The organism is Photobacterium salinisoli, assembly GCF_003614885.1.
Classification (GTDB): Bacteria; Pseudomonadota; Gammaproteobacteria; order Enterobacterales; family Vibrionaceae; genus Photobacterium; species Photobacterium salinisoli.
Genome location: NZ_QZMS01000016.1, coordinates 61,007 through 82,000 on the forward strand (window position 1 = coordinate 61,007; position 20,994 = coordinate 82,000).

Consider the following 20,994-nt stretch of genomic DNA (forward strand, 5'->3'; position numbering starts at 1 on the left):
ACAGGCTAATTATGATTAAATTATATGGTTTTGATTTCATATGGGTTTTGGTTTGATGAAGTACTTGTTTGTATGGGCTGTTCTTTTTTTTCCTTTTTCAGTATTAGCGGATGCTCATACTGAATCAGCAAAAAAGTTGTTTGATGTGTTGAAGATTGAAGAGTCATTTGATGTGACGGCTGAAAATCTTCGACCAGCGATGCTAAGTCAATATGGACAGTTTATTGATGCCGAGAATGGTGATGAAGCTTCATTAGCGGTGAGTTATAGTTATATGCATAAAAAACTACTGACTGATATCTATCATTCTAAAAGAATAAAAGATGAAATAATTGAATTTATAAAGGTGTATTTACTAAAGATGAGCTGGATACAATTGTTGCCTTTTATTTGACGCCAGCAGGTCAAAAAGTTGTTTATGAAATACCTCGATTACAACAGAAAATGCAACCTGTTTTGATGTCTGAAATGCAACGAGCGAAACCACTAGTTGATAGCCTTATGGTTGAGTTTAAGAAAGAATTACAAAGAATGAGAGACAGTAACCGTTAATGCTGTGATAAAAATCACTGAGGTTATAAAGGATATTGGCGGGGATGATATATAGAGAGAAGAAATCGAAACTGAAAGATCATCCATTTTCCATCGCTGAAGGTCGAACAAAGTTTCACCGATTTTTACGTATTACATTAATGAATATAGCGTTTGCAATTGATGGTGTCCTGCTCGCAATAGTTATCAATGTTATCCCGAGTATGTTCGGTGTTGATATTGATGCTCCAGTAATGAAAATGGAAAATAAATGGTTTGTGGTTGGTTTGATTGCACTAATCGGCGTGGGATTTGTTTTTCTTATGTATTACTCATTAAGAGCCTGTGACTGGCTCTGCAAACAGCTCAGGATCTAGTGGTTGTTTATCTGGATGCATCATCAAGATACAAAAAAGGGCCTTTCGGCCCTTTTTCACAGAGAAAGCAAACTTACTGCTTGAGCAGGAAGTTGATCAGCTCGAAGTATTCATCGGCTGATTTCACTTTGTCGGTTTTCACCAGGTATTTGTTGTTGACCACCACGGCTGGTACACCGGTCAGGCCGCTATCGCGGAAACCTTTGTTGAAACGGTTGACCATAGAGTTGACGGCGAAGCTGTTGAAGGCGCCGTCGAAGTCTTCGGCTTTCACGCCGTTATCGAGAAAGATCTGGCGCAGCTCTTCATCGTTGCGCGGCGGTTTGTTCGCCTGATGGATCTGGCTGAACAGTGCCGGGATCATTTTATCTTCAATGCCCAGAGTGACCGAGGTCGCGTAAGCCTTGCTCATCGAGGTGCCCATGTTGCCGCCCATAAAAGAGACATGGCTTTTCTGGAACTTGGCGTTATCCGGGATTTTGGTTTTCAGCTGCTGGATCAGCGGTTCAAAGTTGAAGCAGTGCGGGCAGTAAAACGAAAAATACTCGTTCACAACCGGCGTAGATGATTTCGGCAGTTCCAGCACCTGATAGTAATCGCCTTCGCTAAATTTGGCAGCATGGGCGGAAAAAGAAAGCATCGCCGCTGTTGCCAGCGCAAAAAGTGTTTTAAACATGTAAGGGTTCTCCCTGAAAAATCAATACAATACCTTTTACAGGTACGGCTGTTCGGATTCAAGTCAGTCTGATTACCATTGTGGCATCAGCTGCAGTGGCGGCTCTTCAAGGGCAGCCAGTTGTTCTTTGATGGCCAGTACCTGACCTTCCCAGTATTTTGCATCAGCAAACCAGGGGAATGCACGCGGGAAAGCCGGATCCTGCCAGCGTTTTGCTAGCCATGCCATGTAATGCACCAATCTAAGACCGCGTAATGGTTCAATAAGTTGCAATTCACAGGGATCAAAATCGGCAAATTCGCCATACGCGTCCAGCAGGGTATCCAACTGCATCAGCTGATCCTGGCGGCTGCCGTTGAGCAGCATCCATAAGTCCTGCACCGCCGGGCCGTTTCGCGCATCGTCTAAATCGACAAACAACGGGCCGTCGCGCCACAGTATGTTGCCCGGATGGCAGTCGCCGTGAATACGCTGCGATTGCCAGTCGCTGTGCCAGCGCTCGCTCAGTAAGGCGATCAGGCGGTCCAGATCGCCGAAAAAGGCCGATTCCAGGTGCGCAGGGATAAATCCGGACTGCTCCAGGACAAGCCGGGGCTGAACCAGGTATTCTTCCAGACCTATGGTCGGCCTGTGGGTGAACAGGGTACGCTGGCCGACTTTGTGGATGCGGCCCAGGAAGCGGCCGACCTGCTCAAGCTGGTCAACATTATCAACTTCAAACTGGCGGCCGCCTACGCTGGGAAACAGCGCGAAACGGTGGTGTTCGTAGTGATGCAGGGTTTGGCCGTTTATGACCAGAGGTGCTGCCAGCGGAATTTCCTGCGCAGCCAGTTCGGCGGCGAAGTCATGCTCTTCCTGGATCTGGGCATCACTCCAGCGCTGCGGACGGTAGAATTTGGCGACGTAGCGGCGGCCGTCATCACTGCTGAACTGGTAGACCCGGTTTTCATAACTGTTGAGGGGCAAGAGTCCCGATGAGGCATAGATGCCTGTGCTCTCCAGCGCATTGAGCAGTAAGTCCGGAGTCAGATCAGAAAAGCTGAAATCATCAAGTGCTGTCATAGTGTTACAGCCATGGTTATAAATGTCGCATCAGTATACAGCATAATGAAAAAGGGCCGTAATCGGCCCTTTATTTACAGATTTTGCGTGAGGGAGTTAGCGTAACTCGCCGATAAAGCGGCTGTCGGTGACCAGACGACGCGTTTCCTCGCTGCCCTGATGTTCCATGATAAACCGGATATCGACAATCGGCCGCTCAAGTTCATAAGGGTCAACACCCAGACTGATCGGCAGGGTGAACACCTCTCCGGCTTTGACATTCACCTGTTGCGGACCATACCACTGGGCATTGTCCAGACCTTCAACCTGCAGCTGATAAGTGGCATCCTGCTGGGTTTTATTGAGGATTTTCAGGGTGTAGGTATTTTCGACCAGCCCCTCGGTATTGATACGGAACAGCTGGTTACGGTCGCGAATCACATCCAGTCCCATGGGCTGTACTGAAACCACCAGGTAGGCCATCAGGCCGAACATCGCCAGCATCACAGCGCCGTAGCCGATCAGCTTCGGCCGCATGATACGGGTTTTCTTGCCTTCCAGCTTGTGCTCTGTGGTGTAAGTGATCAGATCGCGCGGGTAGCCCATTTTGTCCATGGTCTGGTTACAGGCATCGACACAGGCGCCGCAGTTGATGCATTCATACTGGAGGCCATCCCGGATATCAATGCCTGTCGGGCAAACCTGTACGCAGAGGTTACAGTCGATACAATCGCCCAGCCCCAGTGCTTTATGATCGGTTTTACGCGAGCGCGGGCCACGTTTCTCACCCCGGGCCGCATCATAGCCGACGATATAGGTGTCTTTGTCGAACATGGCGGACTGGAATCTGGCATACGGACACATGTGAATGCAGACGATAGAGCGCATCCAGCCAGCGTTACCATAGGTACAGAAGGTGAAGAACAGCACCCAGAACACGGCAAGAAAGCTGGCACTGAAAGTAAAGAAGCCGGGGACCAATTCACGGATAGGCAGAAAATAGCCGACGAAGGTCAGGCCGCTGATCAGGGCGACCAGCAGCCAAGCAATGTGCTTGAGTGTTTTGCGCACGATAAGATCCGAGGTCAGTGCCTTGCTGTCCTGAGTGCGGCGCTTGTTGGCCGGCCCTTCCAGCTTTTCCTCGAACCAGATGTAGATGAAGGTCCAGACCGTTTGCGGGCACATATAACCGCACCAGACCCGGCCGAGAAAAGTGGTGACAAAAAACAGGGCAAAGGCTGCGACCATCAGCAGGCTGGCCAGTAACATCAGATCCTGAGGCCAGAAAGTGGTACCGAAAATGTTGAACTGCTGGCGGCCGATATCAAGCAAAATCGCCTGCCTGCCATTGTAGGTGATCCACGGCAGTACCAGGAACAGGCCCATCATTAACCACCCCATACGCTGGCGCAGCTGCTGATAAACCCCTTTCATGGCCCGCACATAAATACGGTTGCTCGGGTTGAAGCGGTCGTCGCCGCCTTTATGGGTCTTAGGATTGTACTCTTTGGGAGTGACATCCTTAATTTTGATTCTCTCTTGGCTCATGGCATTGCATTCCTTGGGCTAGCCAGTCTGTATGCTGGCAGATGTGCCCGGGTGCATCGCCTGGGCAATCATAAATTCAGGCGCTGTTGGTCCTGATAGTAATAAGCTCGGATTATATCGTATCTAACTGGTTGAATATTCTACCTCGCTCAAAAAATGCGCTTAAGGTTTTCAGGGTTATTTGATGATCCCTCTGGCTTTGAGCAGGGCGGTTTTGAAATCTGGCTCGCAGTCTTTCGCCAGGCCCGGAATCATGGCCTCTTGCTTTTCCTGTCGCATCTTCAGCTGGTAAATCAGCATATCATCGCTCACTTCAGCCAGCGGCCCTTGAAATCCGGCTTCCTTTGCCAGCTGTGTCATGACCTCGCTCAGGCTTAAATCCGGGTGCTGCTGCCAGTAAGGCCGGAGAAGTGTCAGCAGTTCAGTCATACGGTGCTCAGCCATTGTCCGGCTCCTTTGTTAAGCTTACTTTTCGTGTGGATTATACCAGACGCTGATGTCAGAACCCAAACGCCGCCAGTTTTCGCACATACCTTGCTGAACCAGAATGGGCTATATAAACTGGTTTCATACTTGGTTATGGATCAATACGGACAAGGAGCCATTATGTCACTTTTTCACAAAACACTGGCCAGCCTGGGGTTGGGCGGCGCCAGAGTCGATACAGTACTGGAAACCGAAGTGTTGATCCCGGGTCAGGCTCTGCCCGTTCGTATTGAGGTCAAAGGCGGAAAAGTTGCGCAGGCGGTGGATAATGTGCATTTGTATCTGTGCTGCAGCTTTGAGGATGAGCAGGCTGTCAGTCGGGGGGACAGCGAACGGCGGATGGAAAAAGTCACCCGAACGCACACCCTGGCTCAGTGGCATTTGCCGCAGGCCTTTACGCTGGCTGCCGGTGAAGAGCGTCAGTTTGACTGCCGGTTTGAATTGCCCGTCAACACGCCAATTACCATCGGTTATTCGGGCGTGTGGCTGGAAACGCACCTGGATGTGCCCTCGGCCTTGGATCCCAAAGATAAAGACTCCCTGACCGTGCGGCCGGATCCTTTGCTTGACGGTGTGTTTACTGCCCTTGAGCAAGCGGGACTGCGTATATTGCAGGTGGAATGTGAGGCGGTGCGCGGTTTTGAGCTGCCCTTTGTGCAGGTGTTTGAGTTTGTGCCTGTGTCTGGTCCCTTTCATGGCCGTTGGCGTGAGCTGGAGCTGATCACTCAGCGTGATGACGATTGTCTCAGGTTGTGGTTCTCGATTGATCGCCGTCAGCGCGGGGTACGCGGATTATTGTCAGGCCTGCTCGGCAGCAGCGAGCTCAAGCGACAGCTGCGTTTGCCGTTGGAGCTGTCTCCGTCAGACGCCGGAGAGCAGGTGCTGAAGTATCTGGAGCAGGTCGATGATCTGTGACAAACCTTGCATCAGGCGATCAATGTCTTCATCTTAGCGTCATAAAATTCAGCTTACACGTGTAAGCTAAACTGTGCCATACTGCTGGAAAGTACAGAAGACAGACAACGGATAGCTTTCATGGTTGAACCACAAAAAATAACGTACTCGGCAGCCGAGGAGACCGCCAACAGCCTCAGTCACGGGGCCGGTATGGTTTTCGGCATAGTTGCGCTGGTGATGCTGCTGATGCGGGCAGTAGAAGTGAATGCTGATGCGCTCAGTGTGGCCAGTCTGAGTATTTATGGTGCCAGTATCATTTTGCTGTATCTCGCTTCTACCCTGTATCACGCTATTCCGTTTGAGCGGGCCAAACGTGTCCTGAAAACCCTGGATCACTGCGCGATTTACCTGTTGATAGCCGGCACATACACCCCTTTTCTGCTGATTACCCTGCGGACGCCGCTGGCGGTGACGCTGATGGCCGTGATCTGGACGGTCGCCTTGCTGGGGATCATGTTTAAAGTGGTGTTTATCTACCACTTCAAACGCTTGTCTCTGGTGATCTATCTGGCGATGGGTTGGCTGTCGCTGGTGGCCGTGTATCCGCTGGCGATGGCCATGTCGGCGGCCGGGCTAATCTGGCTGGCCGTGGGCGGAGTGGTATATTCCCTTGGCGTGGTGTTCTACGTCAATCAACGGATTCCCTACAATCACGCCATCTGGCACCTGTTTGTGCTGGGCGGTACGGTTTGCCATTTTCTGGCGATTTACTGGTATGTGGCGCCAGCGGCCGGGCTGCCGGACTAACCCGGCCATTCACAACGGCTCAGTTTTTCCAGAAGGCCGGAAATGCGAGTACCAGTACGGTCAGGATCTCTAACCGGCCCATCAGCATGCCAAGGCTGAGGATCCATTTGGCGGCATCCGGAAGGGAAGCGAAATTACCTGTCGGGCCGATAACAGTGCCCATACCCGGCCCCACATTGGCCACGGCGGTCACTGAGCCGCTGATGCTGGTGATGGGGTCGAGTCCCAGCATCGCCAGTAAAGCGGCAATAATGATGATGGTCATGATGAAGGTCAGGGCGAAAGCCACCACAGAGCGGACAATCGCATCCGTCACGGGCCTTTGATTATATCGCTGAATAAACACTCCTGACGGGTGAATCAGCTGCATCAGCTGTTTGCGCAGCAAGGCGATGGCAACCTGAAAACGGAACACTTTGAAGCCACCAGCGGTCGATCCTGAGCAGCCCCCGACCAGCATCATGAAGGCAAATATCACGGTCGGAAACGCGCCCCAGGCGGTAAAATCTTCCAGCCCGAACCCTGTCGTGGTGACTACGGAAACGATATTGAACATGGCGACCCGAATGGCATGACTGAAGTCATAGCCATCCTGCCAGCACAGCCAGAGGGCCACCATCAGGCTGACTAGCAGTACGGTGATCGTATAACCCCTGACCTGTGCATCCCGTAATAATGACGCCGGCTGCCTTTTGCGCAGCATCTGTACAAAGAGCAAGAACGGCAGTCCGCCTGCAAACATAAACACTATGGCTACCCAGTGTGCGGCCGGCGAGAAATGGTTCATCGAGCCGTCTGAGGTGGAATAGCCCCCGGTGGATAAGGTGGTGAAAGCATGATTGACCGCATCAAATGTGTTCATGCCTGCTGCCATGAAACCGAGAATGCACATCGCCGTCAGGCTGAGATAAACAATCACAATATTGGTGGCTACGTTTTTGGTGCGCGGCGAGCTTTTTTCCGACCAGTCCGAGGATTCGGTCTGGAACAGGCGCATCCCGCCGACATTCAGCATCGGCAGAATGGCTACTCCCATCACGATAAAGCCGATCCCGCCCAGCCATTGCAGGGTTGAGCGCCACAAGAGGATGCTGGGGGCCATGTCATCGAGCCCGCTCAGTACCGTTGATCCTGTGGTGGTGATGCCTGACATGGTTTCGAAATAGGCGTCGGTAAAGCTGATGTGGTTGATCAGCACAAAAGGCAGTGCGGCAAAGGCGCTGGCCACCGTCCAGACCAGAGTGGTCAGCAGGAACATGTCCCTGACCCCGAGCTTGAAGTCTTTGCCTTTGCCAAACGTCAGGCAAGCAAACGCCACGATATGGGTAATGATGACCGCGGTGGCAAAATCAATGAAGCCGCCCGTCCCGGTCAGAAATGCCAGTATGGTGGGCAGGTACATAAACAGGGCGATCTTGGATAAGACCAGCCCTATGACAAAGATGATCGGGCGAAGATTAACCATAACTGCTCAGAGGAAGAAAGGACTGGGCTGGAACAGGCGTTCTACATCCGGGATGTACTTCTTGTCGACCAGGAACATGACGACATGGTCGTCCTGTTCTATCACGGTACGGTCGTGGGCAATCAGTACTTCTTCGCCGCGCACGATAGCGCCAATGGTGGTGCCCGGCGGCAGTTTGATATCCCCTATGGCTTTGCCAACCACTTTCGAGGTGCTGGCATCGCCGTGCGCTATGGCTTCAATCGCTTCTGCCGCGCCGCGGCGCAGCGAGGACACGTTCACAATATCGGCTTTACGTACATGGGTCAGCAAAGCGGAAATGGTGGCCTGCTGCGGCGAAATTGCAATATCGATGGTGCCGCCCTGCACCAGATCGACGTAAGCACCGCGCTGGATAAGCACCATGACTTTTTTGGCGCCCATGCGTTTGGCCAGCATGGCCGACATAATATTGGCTTCGTCATCATTGGTGACCGCAATGAAGACGTCTATCTGCTCGATATGCTCTTCGCTCAGCAGCTCCTGATCAGAGGCATCACCACAGAATACTATGGTGTTGGTCAGCATTTCCGATAAGCTTTCCGCGCGCTGTGGGTTGTGCTCAATCAGCTTGACGCTGTAGCTGTTTTCCAGCCGTTTGGCCAGACCTGCCCCTATGTTACCGCCCCCGACTATCATCAGGCGTTTGTAGGGTTTTTCCAGTCGCTGCAGCTCACTCATTACTGAACGGATATGGTTGCTGGCGGCGACGAAAAACACTTCATCATCGGCTTCGATAATGGTCGTCCCCTGCGGACGGATCGGCCGACCCTGACGGAAAATCGCGGCAACCCGGGTATCGACATGCGGCATGTGTTCACGCAGTGCGGACAGTGCATTCCCGACCAGCGGACCGCCGTAATAGGCTTTGACCGCCACCAGCCCGACTTTATTATCGGCAAAGCCTACCACCTGCAGCGCACCCGGGTAGGCGATCAGGCGTTCGATATAACCCGTCACCAACTCTTCCGGCGCAATCAGGTGATCGACCGGCACTGCGTCGGTATGGAACAGCTGATGTTTTTCTTTGAGGTATTCCGGGGAACGGATACGGGCCACCCGGTTTGGGGTATTGAACAGAGAAAAGGCGATCTGACAGGCTATCATGTTGGTTTCGTCAGAATTGGTGACCGCGACCAGCATGTCTGCGTCCTGCGCGCCGGCGTCCCTGAGGGTGCGGGGATGGCTGGCATACCCCTGAACTACCCGCAAATCGTATTTATCCTGCAATTCGCGCAAGCGTTCAGGGTTGGAGTCGACAATAGTAATGTCATTGTTCTCGCCAACCAGGTTTTCTGCCAGCGTACCGCCGACCTGGCCTGCGCCAAGAATGATAATTTTCATAGCTGATGCCTGATGAGTGTTCTCAGATCCTTGCTGTTTGTTGTTAGGGTACACTGAGTTGGCGAGAGAAGCAGCAATTTCAACCCGTTTGTACAAAGACTTAACCTGGCTTTGTGCAATGACCGGGTACTTCTCTCACCACGGGATCAGGCCGTTACACGTTTCTTCAGCACTGCGTAATAAAAGCCGTCCATGTCTTCTTCACCCGGCAGTATTTGTCGCCCAGGCGCGTCAGCGGTGCCGTTATCTGCCCCCTCGGCCAGCACAGCGTCTGCCGTGCGCGACAAAAAGGCTTTCACTTGTTCGCGGTTTTCCTGCGGCAGAATGGAGCAGGTCGCGTACACCAGCGTGCCGCCCGGTTTCAGCTGGAGCCACATGGCATCCAGAATTTCTGCCTGCAGGGTAGCCAGTGCCGCAATATCGTCGGCGCGGCGCAGCCATTTGATATCCGGATGGCGGCGGATCACCCCGGTTGCTGAACAGGGAGCATCGAGCAAAATACGGTCAAAGGCGCTGCCCTGCCACCATTGCTGCGGATAACGGGCATCGGCGCACAGGACTTCAGCGTCCAGTTGCAGGCGCTGCAGATTGTCTTTGATTCTCAGCAGACGCTGCGCATCACAGTCGATGGCTACGACACTGGCGCCTGGCTCGCGCTCCAGTATATGGGCCGTTTTACCACCCGGTGCGGCGCAGCAGTCCAGGATCAGCTCACCTGGTTGCGGTTTGAGGTAATCGACCGCCAGCTGCGCGGCGGCATCCTGCACCGATACCCAGCCATCGGCAAAACCCGGCAGTTGCTGAACATCGCAGGCGCGTTCCAGTTTCAGCGCGTCGTCAGCCTGTGGATGCACAGTCGCACTGATGTCTGTCCCGTCCAGCAGGGCCAGGTACTGATCCCGGTTATGATGACGACGATTCACCCGCAGCCACATCGGGGCTTTGGTGTTGTTGGCGGTGGTCACGGCGTCCAGTTGCGTCGGGTAGTGCTCGCGCAGCAGCTTGAGTAACCAGCCGGGATGGCCGTACTTACCGGCATCATGGCTCATTGCCTTTTGATCCAGCTCTTCTTGCTGACGCTGATAGTTACGCAAAATCGCGTTGATCAGGCCGCGAAGCTGGGGCTTTTTCAGTGTCTTGGTGGCATCGACTGTCTCTGCCACGGCAGCATGCGCCGGTATGCGCATATAACCGAGCTGATACAAACCGACCAGGATCAAATGATGAAACACACGTTGTTTGCCTTTCAGCGGCTTATCCATCAAGGACTGAGTGACAGATTCCAGGCGCGGCAGCCAGCGCAGCACGCCGTAGCAGATTTCTTGTAGCAGGGCGTGGTCACGGGGTTTGATACCCTGTTGCGCCGCTGGCAGAGCAGTAGCAAGCGATTGGCCTTGATCTACCACTTGATAGATCACCTCGGCCGCAGCAGCTCTTACATTCATGATTGCATTCCTGACTAGATGAGCTTATGGCAGTTTACTGACTGCCATGGTTGCCGCGTGAGCGACGAATGAAAAAGCCAGCGCAACAGCAAATCTGCTTTGTTCACTGGCTAAAACCGTTTGTAGGGCACGGTTGCTTACAGCACGGTACCCGGTGTAAACCACTCGCGGCGTGAGTTCAGCAGATCCTGCGCAGCCATGGCTTTTTTGCCTGGCGGTTGCAGTTGTACCAGACGCAACGCGCCTTTTCCGGTGGCAACCACTATGCCGTGTTTGTCGGCAGACAAAATGGTGCCAGGCGCCTGACCCTGGTTATCGGCTTCCACTTCGGCCAGCCAGACTTTGACGTTTTGCTCAGCCACGGCAAAAAAGCTCATCGGCCATGGATTGAAGGCGCGAACACAGCGCTCAATCGTTTCGGCGTCCATGGTCCAGTCGATTTTCGCTTCTTCTTTGCTGAGTTTTTCTGCGTAGTTGGCACGCTCGTCATTTTGTTTTTCCGCCACGGCACGGCCTGCGGCGATATCGTCCAGGCAGCTCAGCAGGGTGTCCGGTCCCAGCCCGGCCAGTTTGTCGTACAGGCTGGCACTGGTATCTGTTGCGGCGATCGGCAGTGAGGCAATTTTCAGCATGTCGCCGGTATCCAGACCTTCATCCATTTGCATGATGGTGACGCCGGTTTCGGCATCCCCCGCCCAGATAGAGCGCTGGATAGGTGCGGCTCCCCGCCATCGCGGCAAAATGGAGCCATGCACATTAATACAGCCCAGACGCGGTGTATCCAGTACCACTTTGGGCAGGATCAGGCCATAAGCCACCACTACCATGATGTCGGCATTGAGGGCGGCCAGTTCTTGCTGGGCCGTCTCATCGCGCAGGGTTTTCGGCTGGTAAACAGGGATATTCTGTTCCTGCGCCAGATGTTTGACCGGGCTGGCGGTCAGTTTCTTGCCGCGACCGGCAGGCTGATCCTGACGGGTGTAAACGGCGATAACCTCGTGCTGTGAAGATAATAACGCCGCCAGATGACGGGCGGCGAAATCAGGCGTACCAGCAAATACGATACGTAAAGGTTGGCTCAAGATAACCTCGGCTTCTTAGACTTGCTCTTGGTAGCGCTTCATTTTTTCCAGCTTTTTCTGGATACGCTGGCGCTTGAGAGGTGACAGGTAATCTACGAAGAGTTTACCGGCCAGGTGATCCAGCTCGTGCTGTACACAGATGGCCAGCAGATCGTCGGCTTCAAAAGTGTATTCCTTGCCGTCACGATCCAGGGCGCGAACTGTGACTTCCGCCGCGCGGGGAACCAGCGCACGGGCGCCAGGCACCGACAAGCAGCCTTCTTCGATGCCGTCTTCGCCGCGTTTATCCAGGATTTCCGGATTGATCAGCACCATAGGCTGGTTGCGTTCTTCCGAGATATCAATGACAACGATTCGCTGATGAATATCAACCTGTGTGGCCGCCAGGCCGATACCATCTTCGTCATACATAGTGTCCAGCATGTCATCGACGATTTTCTGGATTTCAGGCGTGACCGCTTCGACTGGCTTGGCGACAGTCCGCAGGCGATCATCAGGGAAAGTTAACACGTTTAAAACAGACATAGATTCCCGTAAATAGTGACGTATAAAAAAGGACAATAGCTTATTTGCTCTAATTCTAGTCATTTTCATCATCAAAGAACAGCTTTCGACGCCTTTGTCTGCCGGACAACCGGCTGTGATACCGGCCGTCAGTACCATTACCGGCATGATGAAACCCCAATCTGAAAGCGAGAATTCTGCCGCAAAGATCCAAGCATCAAATAGTCACAGACGTATTCGCCTGACAGGCTGCGGTGTGAGTGTAGCAAGAGGACTATTTACGATGCGTATGTGTGTATTGCTGAGTGTACTGTGGCTGTCGGCGTTATCTCCGGCCATTGCCGGATTCGGGTTACCGGGCCGCCTGGTGACCGCGGAGCAGCTGGGATCAGCACCGAGAGTGATACCTGTGATGAACGGGCGTCAATACCTGACCCACGACGATGAACTCCTGGTCAAAGAAGTGCTTGAGCATGGCAGTACCTGGCATATCTACCGCCCGACACGGGCATTCAGCACGACTGAACCTTCCTATCATTCCGCCGCCGATGTATGGGGCATGCTGCCGGTGGCGAGTGTCACTGTGGTGACCAATGATGATCAGGGCAGCCGGCTGACCGTTACGGCAGGGATGCAGGAAATCCGTCCGGGTGATCGCCTGCTCAGGCCCACAGCCCCCCGCTTTGCAGAGCCGTCTGATGTTCCGCCACGGGCCGTCAGAGTGCTGGGAGGCTTACAGGATCACCATTATATGCAGGACTGGCTGGTGCTGGATCACGGTGCGGAGCATGGCCTGGAGCCCGGTCAGCGCTGGCGGATTGAACATCAGTTGCTGGGACAGCGGCTGGTGGCGGATGTTGAAATCGGCGATACCCTTGACCAATTCAGTCTCGCTCAGGTCATTAGTAGTCAGGGACCGATAAAAATCGGCGATATTGCTAAACGTATTGAGCGCGAACATGAGTGACAGGGAGAACTGGCTGGCACTGGCAGCAGTGCCCGGCTTGGGCGGACAGCGAATCCAGCAATTGCTGGAGCAGGCCACAGTGGCCGAGATTCGCAAAATGCCGGAATCGCACCTGATGGCGATGGGGCTGAAAGGGCCGCAAATCGCCCTGTTGCGTCGGCCGGACAGCAAGCGGTTACAGGAAGCCCTGCGCTGGTGCGAACAGGATAACCAGCACCTGCTGGTATTGAATGACCCTGCCTACCCTCGCCTGCTAAAGGAAATCAGCTCGCCGCCGCCTGTCCTTTTTATCCGCGGAGAGCTTCATTGGCCCAGTGAGCCGCAACTGGCGATTGTCGGCAGCCGGCATGCCAGTCTTGACGGCCGTGAGGCGGCTCGGGAGTTTGCCGCAGCTATGGTAGCAGCGGATTATGTGGTGACCAGTGGCCTGGCGCTGGGAGTGGATGGTCACGCTCATGACAGCGCGTTGAAAAATGGCGGCGCAACTGTTGCTGTGCTGGGATCGGGTCTGGACCGTATCTACCCCGCGGCTCATCGGGAACTGGCGGGGCTGATTGCGGAGCAGGGAGCTCTGGTCTCTGAGTTCTGGCCTTCAGAACCCCCCAGGCCGCAGCATTTTCCCCGCCGCAACCGCATCATCAGCGGATTGTCTGTCGGTGTTCTCGTGGTGGAGGCCGCACTCAAGAGCGGCTCGCTTATCACTGCACGCTATGCGCTGGAGCAAGATCGCGATGTGTTTGCACTTCCCGGCTCTATTTATGCATCAGGCAGCAAAGGCTGTAACGCGCTGATTAAATCCGGTGCTAAACTGGTGGAAAGCCCGGTCGATATCTTTGAGGAGGTCGGCGCACTCACCCACTGCGCAAAAAGTAGTCAAATGAGCGTATCGCTGCCACATCCTGAAAATGAGCAATTGCCATTTAATGCGGTGTTGGCTAACGTAGGCAATGAAGCAACACCCGTAGATGTGGTTGCTGAACGTTGTGATCAACCTGTCCATGAAGTAATGACGCAATTGCTGGAGTTAGAATTGCAAGGGGTTATCACTTCAGTGCCCGGTGGCTATATCAGATCGAGGAGGGGCTAGTCATGATGGATATACTCATGTACCTGTTTGAAACCTATATTCACAGTGACGCTGAATTAATGGTAGATCAGGACGAACTGTCCGAAGAATTGCTACGCGCAGGATTTCACCAAGAAGATATTTATAAGGCTCTGAACTGGCTAGAGAAACTTGCAGCGCTGCAAGATACCGACCACACCCCTTATATGAACACCAGTGCTGTAACCTCTATCCGTGTTTATACACAGGATGAGATGAATCGTCTGGACGTCACTTGCCGTGGTTTTCTGACCTATCTGGAACAAATCCATGTACTGAGCTCTGAAACACGGGAAATGGTGATAGACAGAGTCATGGAACTGGAAACGACAGAATTTATTCTGGATGATCTGAAGTGGATTATCCTGATGGTGCTGTTTAATGCACCGGGTAATGAAAGTGCCTACAGCCAGATGGAAGAACTGCTTTATGGTGCAGAGGACGGCTATCTTCATTAATTGCGACATAACAGAAGCGAAGGCCTGAGGTATGGCCAGTAAAATTAACCCTGAGCTGTTTTCCCACCAGGTTCACCAAGAGACGCCCTGCCCTCAATGCGGGGCGGCTCTGTTAATGCGCCATGGAAAACACGGTCCCTTTTTGGGTTGCAGCGCCTATCCTGCCTGCGATTATATTAAACCGCTGCATCAAAATGATGGCCACATAGTCAAAGAACTGGGCGTGCCATGTCCCGAGTGCCGGCATGAGCTGGTCCTGCGTCAGGGACGCTACGGGATGTTCATTGGCTGCAGCAATTACCCAGAGTGTCACCATATAGAAACGCAAAATACACCACCGGCAGATCCGCAGGAGAGTACCTGGTTATGTCCTGAATGCGGCACGGGTCATCTGGTGAAACGTAACAGCCGTTATGGCAAGGCGTTTTATGGTTGCGATGGCTATCCCAAGTGTAAATTTGCCGTCAATGCGCAGCCTGTTGCCGGTGAATGTGAAGCCTGTGGCTATCCCTTGCTGGTGCAAAAAAAGCTCGCTAACGGAGAGAAGCGTCAATGTGCTAACCGTAAGTGCCAGCATATCCAGTCGAGCTGAGCTGACGGTTTTTCTTTGGCATAGTGACGGTTAAATCTGGATGGCACGCTGAAAGGACGCAGACGGCTTATGCCGCCTGCGTATCAAGGTTTAGCTTCGGTATTGCTGCAGGGCAGGGAAAGTGTGAGGGGGTAAGATCTCTGCCAGCGAAGCAAGGCGCGAGTGCAGTTGCTTGTCATTGTCAGCACAGACATTAATATGCCCCATCTTGCGCCCCGCCCGTTTTTCCTTGCCATACCAGTGAATATGACAGCCCGGCATGGCCAGCAGGGCCTCAGGCAGGGTGTCTTCCCCCAGAATATTGATCATAGCAGTGTGACGAATCAAATCCGTGCCGCCCAGTGGCAAGCCACACACCGCCCGTAAATGATTTTCGAACTGGCAGGTTTCTGCTCCCTGCTGGGTCCAGTGTCCTGAATTGTGTACCCGCGGGGCAATTTCATTCACCAAAAGCTGGCCTTGCACGTCAAAGAACTCCAGCGCCAGTACGCCGACATAGTCCAGGCTATCTGCAACAGCGGTAAACATGTCTTTGGCTTGTTGCTGCAGCTCAGGGCAATGGATTGCGGTAGACAGGCTCAGTACACCATCGGTGTGTACATTTTCCGCCAGCGGATAAACAGCGACATCACCGTTTTTGCCACGAACACCGACCAGAGAGACTTCGCGATCAAAAGGCACAAATTCTTCAGCCACTATCGCCTGAGTGGGGGTCGAGGCGATGCATTGTGCCATTTCCGGCCAGATAAGGTCAGCATCGGCAGCGTTTTTCAGCCGCCACTGGCCTTTTCCGTCGTAGCCGCCCAGTGCACTTTTCAGCACCATAGGGACACCAACATGTGCAATGGCGGTATTTAAGTCGTCGCGGCTTTCAATCACCGTATACCGGGCATTTTTTACGCCGGCGGTATCCAGCAAGGTTTTCTCAATGCGTCGATCACCGCCAGCTTTGATAGCGGCTGTCGTCGGCAGGAATTTTCCGCTTTTTTCGCAGATATCCAGGATATTGTGCGGGATGTGCTCAAACTCTGCGGTGATGACGTCGCACTGAGCAATAGCGCTATCCAGTCCGTGGCCAAGCACGGTTTGCGTCAGTGGATGCACTATGTTCTCGCTGTTCACGTCGTAGGCGATAACATCAATATTTAACGGGGCACCAGCCAGTGACATCATGCGGGCCAGTTGTCCGGCACCTAAAACCAGAACCTTTTTCATGCTCAGATTTCCTCAGATGGATCCGGCTGGCTCAGCACTGTGTCAGTCTGCTCTTTGCGGAAGGCATCAATGGCGGCCATTACACCGGCATCCTGAGTGCCTATGATTTGTGCTGCCAGTAAACCGGCATTGGCAGCGCCCGCTTCGCCAATGGCCAGCGTTCCTACCGCCACACCTTTTGGCATCTGGACAATCGACAGCAGCGAGTCCATGCCTTTCAGCGCACGTGACTGCACAGGGACGCCAAGTACCGGCAGGCTGGTAAACGCGGCGGTCATGCCCGGCAGATGGGCGGCACCGCCTGCCCCTGCGATAATCACCGAAATACCACGCTGATGCGCGGTTTCGGCGTATTCGGCCAACAGGTGCGGAGTCCGGTGCGCGGAAACGACTCTGGTTTCGTAGGCAATATTGAAGCGATCCAGCATCTCGGCTGCATGTTGCATGGTTGGCCAGTCAGATTTTGAGCCCATGATAATACCGACTTTCATCCCGAACTCCTTAGGGTTATGTTAATCAGGCAAGAGGGTTTGCCGCGCATTATACGGAGATTTTTCCTTAAGGAAAACGTTTGCGTCGCGGTCTGGGGCGTAATTGATGCAGTTCGCTGAGATTGAGTTAAAATAACGACCCAGAGTATAACTGCCGTCGCCAGCGGGTCTGGTGCGGTATCAAGCCATTGAGGACAGTGTGGATAATTTAAGCCAAGTGGTCACCGCGTTACAGCAAGGTGAAGTGATTGCCTACCCGACAGAAGCCGTCTTTGGGGTAGGCTGCGATCCCGATAATCCGGAAGCGGTTGCCAGGCTGCTGGCGCTGAAGCAGCGGCCGGTTGAGAAGGGCTTGATTTTAATCGCGGCCGATTATGCCCAGTTGGCGCCGTATATCGATGACAGCCAGCTTACCGATAAGCAGAAAACCCGCATTATGGCTACCTGGCCGGGCCCGGTGACCTGGGTCATGCCAACCAAACCCCAGGTACCTGCCTTTTTGACCGGACAATTCAGCACCATTGCGGTTCGGGTGACCGACCATCCACTGGTGCAGCAATTGTGTCGTGAATTTGGTAAACCGCTGACCTCAACCAGTGCGAACCTGACAGGCGAACCGCCTTGCCGGACAGTGGATGAAGTGGTAATCCAATTGGGTGATCATCTGAGTACTATCTTGCACGGTGAAACGGGCGGTCGTGACAATCCGTCTGAAATTCGCGATGCTGCTACAGGGCACATTTTTCGACAGGGATAATTTACGCATGCAAGACGTCAACAAACACGCCGTGAAGGCGTTCTTACTGGAGCTGCAAGATACCATCTGCCGGGCACTTGAGGCGCAGGATGGTCAGGCCTGCTTTGTCGAAGACAGCTGGGAAAGAGAAGAAGGTGGCGGCGGCCGCAGCCGGGTGTTACGCAATGGCGGTGTCTTTGAGCAGGGCGGAGTCAATTTCTCCCATGTTTATGGTGCCCAGATGCCGGCTTCGGCAACGGCTCATCGGCCTGAACTGGCAGGGCGCCGCTTTGAGGCGATGGGCGTTTCTCTGGTTATCCACCCCAAAAATCCCTATATCCCGACATCGCATGCCAATGTCCGCTTCTTTATTGCCGAAAAAGAGGGGGAAGATCCGGTGTGGTGGTTTGGTGGCGGCTTTGACCTGACTCCCTTTTATCCGTTTGACGAAGACTGCCGACACTGGCATCAGGTGGCCAAAGACATTTGTGCCCCCTTCGGTGACACTGTTTATGCCGATCATAAAGCCTGGTGTGATAAATACTTTTTTTTGCCCCATCGTCAGGAAACCCGTGGCGTCGGCGGCTTATTCTTTGATGATCTCAATCAGTGGGGATTTGACAAGTCTTTTGCCTATATGCGGTCGGTGGGATTAGGTTTCCTCGATGCTTATCTGCCCATAGTGGACAAACGCAGCCCTACCCCTTACGGTGAACGTGAGCGTCAATTCCAGCTTTATCGCCGTGGCCGCTATGTCGAATTTAACCTGGTTTATGACCGTGGTACCTTATTTGGGCTGCAAAGTGGCGGGCGCACTGAATCTATTTTGATGTCTATGCCCCCTCTGGCGCGATGGGAGTATTGCTTCCAGCCTGAGCCGGATTCACAGGAAGCCCGGTTGTGCGATTACCTGACCCCCCGCGACTGGTAGTCCAGACGCCTGTGAATATTAAGTAAGTGATTAAGTGATAAGGAAGACACAGCAGCCATGAATCAGGCCAAAGATAAATACGTCGTATTCGGTAACCCGATTGCTCAGAGCAAGTCACCGTTGATTCATACCCTGTTTGCGCGTCAAACAGCACAAGACATGGTATATGAAGCCCGACTGGCGCCTGTGGAGGGGTTTCAGGCTGCCGCAGATCAGTTTTTTTCTGCAGGAGGACGTGGCTGTAATATTACCGTGCCTTTTAAAGAGCAGGCTTTTACCTATGCCACGCAACTGACTGAACGGGCGCAATTGGCCGGCGCCGTGAATACGCTTAAGAAACTCGATGATGGCGGCATTCTCGGGGATAATACGGATGGTGAAGGCCTGGTGCAGGATTTACTGCGCAATCAGGTTGAAATCCAGGGGAAGCGTATCCTTCTTATCGGAGCTGGAGGTGCGGCACGTGGCGTTATCCTGCCTTTGCTGGCGCAGAACCCTGCTACTCTGGTGATTTCCAATAGAACCTTTACCAAAGCAGAAGAGCTGGCCGCAGTGTTTGCCTCCTATGGCCAGGTTACGGGTATGGCCTTGGATGATTTGGCTGATGTACCGCATTTCGATGTGATCATCAATTCGACCTCTGCCAGCCTGAGCCAGTCGCTGCCGGGAATTCCTTCTACTCTTATTCATCCAGAGGTGGTGTGCTACGACATGGTTTATGGTCAGGAGCAAACGACATTTAATCAGTGGGCAGCGCAGCTTGGGGCCCATCAGGTGATTGATGGCTTAGGTATGCTGGTGGGTCAGGCAGCTGAGAGTTTTATGCTGTGGCGTGGCATGCGACCCGGTTCCGAACAGGTACTGCGCGAGTTGCGCCGTACGTTACAGGCAAAGTAGAGAATGCCATGAATCAAGATATTTTATTTGCCGACTTGCAAAGCTGGGACAGTGAGCGCCAGGCGGTATGCTTCCCTGCCCAGCAGGCCGGCGCGTTAATCCGTTGCTGGGTCAGGCTGGACTGGTTAGAAAAGAAAGCCGATATGGCACTGACCGATGAGGCGGCCATTTTAGCCGCCTTTGCCGAATACCGCTTTGATCTTGAAGAGCTCGCCGAATCTTCGATTGATGAAGAGAATTTCAATCAAGACGGTGAAATCATGATTGACTGATCTCATTCTCTTCCAGGTATTCGTCCTTGAGTCGTACATAGTTCTCGGCCGACTGCGGAAGAAATGCTACTTCAGTATCGGTCAATGGCCTCGCCTGTTTGGCGGGGCTGCCAACATACAAATAGCCACTTTCCAATACTTTGCCTGGTGGCACTAAAGTCCCTGCCCCGATAATCACATCATCTTCGATCACTGACCCATCCAGAAGAATCGCGCCCATCCCTATCAGAACCCGATTCCCCACCCTGCAGCCATGGAGCATGGCTTTGTGGCCAATTGTCACATCATCGCCAATAATAAGAGGATGGCCATTCGGATTGCTGTCGCTTTTACGGGTGACGTGCAAGACAGTTCCATCTTGCACATTGGTACGCGCTCCTATCTTGATATGGTTGACGTCACCCCTTGCTGCTACTAATGGCCAGATACTGCTGTGATCAGCCAAGTGAATATCTCCTACCAATACGGCTGATGGGTCGATATAGACTTGTTGAGCGATTGTGGGCGTAATGCCTTTATATGACCGGAGTGGGTTTTGCATCTGGTTACCTCGAATATCTGGAGCAGAGTTACTGAATCTGGGAACGTCTGCGGTGTTTATACCACCAAAACCGCGAAAGGTTGTGCGAATCTTGCCCGCTTGGTCGAAAATGGCAGAATTATTTCAATTTGGCTATTGCCAACGTGATCGAACTCTCTATAATGCCGCCTCACTGACACGGCAGAGCAGCAAAACTAAAACGCTAGGCAGTGTAAGCGGTTAGAAAAACAGATTGAAAAAGTGTTTGACACTTCACTTTAATTAGTTAGAATGGCCGCCCGTTTCGAGAGTTAAATCACAAAGATTTACTTCGGAACAAGCTCTTTAACAATTTGACCATGCAATCTGTGTGGGCACTCGACAATGATACAGTCATAAAAGATTTATCAGTGAACTGAGTGACCAAATGGTAGCGCTTTCTCGAAAGGGTTACCGGCACAGTCAATTCGTTTCAACTTCGGTTGGAACATCAGTAATCACTGAGCCGCCTTTCTTCGGAAAGGCAACAAAACTTTAATTGAAGAGTTTGATCATGGCTCAGATTGAA

25 protein-coding genes are annotated in these 20,994 nt (G+C 53.0%); 13 read left to right on the forward strand and 12 right to left on the reverse strand.

What is annotated here, in order from left to right:
* Positions 1 to 40: 40 nt before the first annotated feature.
* Genes D6M16_RS21190 through D6M16_RS21200 form a run of 3 tightly spaced genes read left to right on the forward strand, consistent with a single transcriptional unit; the run spans position 41 to position 908 of the window.
* Positions 41 to 394, forward strand: a complete 354-nt coding sequence (locus D6M16_RS21190) for a hypothetical protein (protein ID WP_120513868.1) — start codon at positions 41 to 43, stop codon at positions 392 to 394.
* Positions 391 to 552, forward strand: coding sequence for a hypothetical protein (locus D6M16_RS22750; RefSeq protein ID WP_420812268.1), 162 nt, complete (start codon positions 391 to 393; stop codon positions 550 to 552). Before D6M16_RS21190 ends, D6M16_RS22750 begins: the two co-directional genes overlap by 4 nt.
* A gap of 44 nt (positions 553 to 596) precedes the next feature.
* Positions 597 to 908 carry a hypothetical protein gene (locus D6M16_RS21200; protein WP_120513870.1) on the forward strand — a complete coding sequence of 104 codons (312 nt, stop codon included), beginning with the start codon at positions 597 to 599 and terminating at the stop codon, positions 906 to 908.
* A 73-nt stretch (positions 909 to 981) separates the two neighbouring features.
* Here D6M16_RS21200 and D6M16_RS21205 read toward each other — a convergent pair whose 3' ends face one another.
* From D6M16_RS21205 to D6M16_RS21220, 4 genes are all read right to left on the reverse strand, one after another.
* Positions 982 to 1,584 (reverse strand): thiol:disulfide interchange protein DsbA/DsbL, encoded by a 603-nt coding sequence (locus tag D6M16_RS21205; protein WP_120513871.1) that lies wholly within the window; start codon positions 1,582 to 1,584, stop codon positions 982 to 984.
* A gap of 72 nt (positions 1,585 to 1,656) precedes the next feature.
* Positions 1,657 to 2,646, reverse strand: coding sequence for a serine/threonine protein kinase (locus D6M16_RS21210; RefSeq protein WP_120513872.1), 990 nt, complete (start codon positions 2,644 to 2,646; stop codon positions 1,657 to 1,659).
* 96 nt (positions 2,647 to 2,742) lie between these two features.
* Positions 2,743 to 4,173 (reverse strand): cytochrome c oxidase accessory protein CcoG, encoded by a 1,431-nt coding sequence (gene ccoG, locus D6M16_RS21215; protein ID WP_120513873.1) that lies wholly within the window; start codon positions 4,171 to 4,173, stop codon positions 2,743 to 2,745.
* Positions 4,174 to 4,350: 177 nt separating this feature from the next.
* Entirely contained in the window at positions 4,351 to 4,617 is a 267-nt protein-coding gene (locus tag D6M16_RS21220) for a YihD family protein (protein WP_120513874.1), read from the reverse strand.
* A gap of 162 nt (positions 4,618 to 4,779) precedes the next feature.
* On the opposite strand from D6M16_RS21220, the gene D6M16_RS21225 reads away from it, so the two are divergent.
* Complete coding sequence (locus D6M16_RS21225; RefSeq protein ID WP_120513875.1) at positions 4,780 to 5,574, forward strand: sporulation protein; 795 nt, start codon at positions 4,780 to 4,782, stop codon at positions 5,572 to 5,574.
* Between the two features lie 120 nt (positions 5,575 to 5,694).
* On the forward strand, positions 5,695 to 6,363 hold the full coding sequence (trhA, locus tag D6M16_RS21230) for a PAQR family membrane homeostasis protein TrhA (RefSeq protein ID WP_120513876.1): 669 nt from the start codon (positions 5,695 to 5,697) through the stop codon (positions 6,361 to 6,363).
* 19 nt (positions 6,364 to 6,382) lie between these two features.
* On the opposite strand, the gene D6M16_RS21235 is transcribed toward trhA, so the two are convergent.
* The 5 genes from D6M16_RS21235 to def all read right to left on the reverse strand — a co-directional run bounded on the left by D6M16_RS21235 (position 6,383) and on the right by def (position 12,263).
* Entirely contained in the window at positions 6,383 to 7,828 is a 1,446-nt protein-coding gene (locus D6M16_RS21235) for a TrkH family potassium uptake protein (RefSeq protein ID WP_120513877.1), read from the reverse strand.
* Positions 7,829 to 7,834: 6 nt separating this feature from the next.
* On the reverse strand, positions 7,835 to 9,211 hold the full coding sequence (gene trkA / locus D6M16_RS21240) for a Trk system potassium transporter TrkA (RefSeq protein ID WP_027251711.1): 1,377 nt from the start codon (positions 9,209 to 9,211) through the stop codon (positions 7,835 to 7,837).
* A 146-nt stretch (positions 9,212 to 9,357) separates the two neighbouring features.
* On the reverse strand, positions 9,358 to 10,656 hold the full coding sequence (gene rsmB, locus D6M16_RS21245) for a 16S rRNA (cytosine(967)-C(5))-methyltransferase RsmB (protein WP_120513878.1): 1,299 nt from the start codon (positions 10,654 to 10,656) through the stop codon (positions 9,358 to 9,360).
* Between the two features lie 137 nt (positions 10,657 to 10,793).
* Entirely contained in the window at positions 10,794 to 11,738 is a 945-nt protein-coding gene (fmt, locus tag D6M16_RS21250; protein WP_120513879.1) for a methionyl-tRNA formyltransferase, read from the reverse strand.
* Positions 11,739 to 11,753: 15 nt separating this feature from the next.
* On the reverse strand, positions 11,754 to 12,263 hold the full coding sequence (def, locus tag D6M16_RS21255; protein ID WP_120513880.1) for a peptide deformylase: 510 nt from the start codon (positions 12,261 to 12,263) through the stop codon (positions 11,754 to 11,756).
* Positions 12,264 to 12,525: 262 nt separating this feature from the next.
* Between def and D6M16_RS21260 the strand changes: the two genes are divergently transcribed.
* Genes D6M16_RS21260 through D6M16_RS21275 form a run of 4 tightly spaced genes read left to right on the forward strand, consistent with a single transcriptional unit; the run spans position 12,526 to position 15,364 of the window.
* A complete protein-coding gene (locus D6M16_RS21260) occupies positions 12,526 to 13,209 on the forward strand; it encodes a hypothetical protein (protein ID WP_120513881.1) in 684 nt (227 codons plus the stop codon).
* The gene (gene dprA / locus D6M16_RS21265; RefSeq protein WP_120513882.1) at positions 13,202 to 14,296 is read left to right on the forward strand and encodes a DNA-processing protein DprA; all 1,095 of its coding nucleotides are present in this window, start codon (positions 13,202 to 13,204) and stop codon (positions 14,294 to 14,296) included. Before D6M16_RS21260 ends, dprA begins: the two co-directional genes overlap by 8 nt.
* Positions 14,297 to 14,298: 2 nt before the next feature.
* Positions 14,299 to 14,772: a DUF494 family protein gene (locus D6M16_RS21270; RefSeq protein ID WP_046222121.1), complete on the forward strand. Its 474-nt coding sequence runs from the start codon at positions 14,299 to 14,301 to the stop codon at positions 14,770 to 14,772.
* A 31-nt stretch (positions 14,773 to 14,803) separates the two neighbouring features.
* Complete coding sequence (locus D6M16_RS21275; protein ID WP_120513883.1) at positions 14,804 to 15,364, forward strand: DNA topoisomerase family protein; 561 nt, start codon at positions 14,804 to 14,806, stop codon at positions 15,362 to 15,364.
* 90 nt (positions 15,365 to 15,454) lie between these two features.
* Here the strand turns inward: D6M16_RS21275 and D6M16_RS21280 are convergent, their stop codons facing one another.
* Both D6M16_RS21280 and purE read right to left on the reverse strand, forming a co-directional pair.
* Positions 15,455 to 16,579 carry a 5-(carboxyamino)imidazole ribonucleotide synthase gene (locus tag D6M16_RS21280; RefSeq protein WP_120513884.1) on the reverse strand — a complete coding sequence of 375 codons (1,125 nt, stop codon included), beginning with the start codon at positions 16,577 to 16,579 and terminating at the stop codon, positions 15,455 to 15,457.
* A 2-nt stretch (positions 16,580 to 16,581) separates the two neighbouring features.
* Positions 16,582 to 17,070 carry a 5-(carboxyamino)imidazole ribonucleotide mutase gene (gene purE / locus D6M16_RS21285; RefSeq protein ID WP_120513885.1) on the reverse strand — a complete coding sequence of 163 codons (489 nt, stop codon included), beginning with the start codon at positions 17,068 to 17,070 and terminating at the stop codon, positions 16,582 to 16,584.
* A 199-nt stretch (positions 17,071 to 17,269) separates the two neighbouring features.
* Here purE and tsaC point away from each other — a divergent pair, with 199 nt between their 5' ends.
* From tsaC to D6M16_RS21305, 4 genes are read left to right on the forward strand one after another with little or no spacing between them, the layout of a single operon-like run.
* Positions 17,270 to 17,827 carry an L-threonylcarbamoyladenylate synthase type 1 TsaC gene (gene tsaC / locus D6M16_RS21290; protein ID WP_120513886.1) on the forward strand — a complete coding sequence of 186 codons (558 nt, stop codon included), beginning with the start codon at positions 17,270 to 17,272 and terminating at the stop codon, positions 17,825 to 17,827.
* 7 nt (positions 17,828 to 17,834) lie between these two features.
* A complete protein-coding gene (gene hemF / locus D6M16_RS21295) occupies positions 17,835 to 18,737 on the forward strand; it encodes an oxygen-dependent coproporphyrinogen oxidase (protein ID WP_120513887.1) in 903 nt (300 codons plus the stop codon).
* A 57-nt stretch (positions 18,738 to 18,794) separates the two neighbouring features.
* Complete coding sequence (gene aroE / locus D6M16_RS21300; RefSeq protein WP_120513888.1) at positions 18,795 to 19,634, forward strand: shikimate dehydrogenase; 840 nt, start codon at positions 18,795 to 18,797, stop codon at positions 19,632 to 19,634.
* Positions 19,635 to 19,642: 8 nt separating this feature from the next.
* Positions 19,643 to 19,906, forward strand: a complete 264-nt coding sequence (locus D6M16_RS21305; protein ID WP_120513889.1) for a DUF1488 family protein — start codon at positions 19,643 to 19,645, stop codon at positions 19,904 to 19,906.
* Here the strand turns inward: D6M16_RS21305 and D6M16_RS21310 are convergent.
* Positions 19,893 to 20,447, reverse strand: coding sequence for a gamma carbonic anhydrase family protein (locus D6M16_RS21310; protein WP_120513890.1), 555 nt, complete (start codon positions 20,445 to 20,447; stop codon positions 19,893 to 19,895). The two genes, D6M16_RS21305 and D6M16_RS21310, sit on opposite strands and share 14 nt — an antisense overlap.
* Positions 20,448 to 20,994: the final 547 nt, after the last annotated feature.

Coding starts and splice junctions, on each gene's coding strand:
- D6M16_RS21190 (WP_120513868.1), top strand. CDS start 41: ATGGGTTTTGGTTTGATGAAGTACTTGTTTGTATGGGCTGTTCTTTTT.
- D6M16_RS21200 (WP_120513870.1), top strand. CDS start 597: ATGATATATAGAGAGAAGAAATCGAAACTGAAAGATCATCCATTTTCC.
- D6M16_RS21205 (WP_120513871.1), bottom strand. CDS start 1,584: ATGTTTAAAACACTTTTTGCGCTGGCAACAGCGGCGATGCTTTCTTTT.
- D6M16_RS21210 (WP_120513872.1), bottom strand. CDS start 2,646: ATGACAGCACTTGATGATTTCAGCTTTTCTGATCTGACTCCGGACTTA.
- ccoG (WP_120513873.1), bottom strand. CDS start 4,173: ATGAGCCAAGAGAGAATCAAAATTAAGGATGTCACTCCCAAAGAGTAC.
- D6M16_RS21220 (WP_120513874.1), bottom strand. CDS start 4,617: ATGGCTGAGCACCGTATGACTGAACTGCTGACACTTCTCCGGCCTTAC.
- D6M16_RS21225 (WP_120513875.1), top strand. CDS start 4,780: ATGTCACTTTTTCACAAAACACTGGCCAGCCTGGGGTTGGGCGGCGCC.
- trhA (WP_120513876.1), top strand. CDS start 5,695: ATGGTTGAACCACAAAAAATAACGTACTCGGCAGCCGAGGAGACCGCC.
- D6M16_RS21235 (WP_120513877.1), bottom strand. CDS start 7,828: ATGGTTAATCTTCGCCCGATCATCTTTGTCATAGGGCTGGTCTTATCC.
- trkA (WP_027251711.1), bottom strand. CDS start 9,211: ATGAAAATTATCATTCTTGGCGCAGGCCAGGTCGGCGGTACGCTGGCA.
- rsmB (WP_120513878.1), bottom strand. CDS start 10,656: ATGAATGTAAGAGCTGCTGCGGCCGAGGTGATCTATCAAGTGGTAGAT.
- def (WP_120513880.1), bottom strand. CDS start 12,263: ATGTCTGTTTTAAACGTGTTAACTTTCCCTGATGATCGCCTGCGGACT.
- D6M16_RS21260 (WP_120513881.1), top strand. CDS start 12,526: ATGCGTATGTGTGTATTGCTGAGTGTACTGTGGCTGTCGGCGTTATCT.
- dprA (WP_120513882.1), top strand. CDS start 13,202: ATGAGTGACAGGGAGAACTGGCTGGCACTGGCAGCAGTGCCCGGCTTG.
- D6M16_RS21270 (WP_046222121.1), top strand. CDS start 14,299: ATGATGGATATACTCATGTACCTGTTTGAAACCTATATTCACAGTGAC.
- D6M16_RS21275 (WP_120513883.1), top strand. CDS start 14,804: ATGGCCAGTAAAATTAACCCTGAGCTGTTTTCCCACCAGGTTCACCAA.
- D6M16_RS21280 (WP_120513884.1), bottom strand. CDS start 16,579: ATGAAAAAGGTTCTGGTTTTAGGTGCCGGACAACTGGCCCGCATGATG.
- purE (WP_120513885.1), bottom strand. CDS start 17,070: ATGAAAGTCGGTATTATCATGGGCTCAAAATCTGACTGGCCAACCATG.
- hemF (WP_120513887.1), top strand. CDS start 17,835: ATGCAAGACGTCAACAAACACGCCGTGAAGGCGTTCTTACTGGAGCTG.
- aroE (WP_120513888.1), top strand. CDS start 18,795: ATGAATCAGGCCAAAGATAAATACGTCGTATTCGGTAACCCGATTGCT.
- D6M16_RS21305 (WP_120513889.1), top strand. CDS start 19,643: ATGAATCAAGATATTTTATTTGCCGACTTGCAAAGCTGGGACAGTGAG.
- D6M16_RS21310 (WP_120513890.1), bottom strand. CDS start 20,447: ATGCAAAACCCACTCCGGTCATATAAAGGCATTACGCCCACAATCGCT.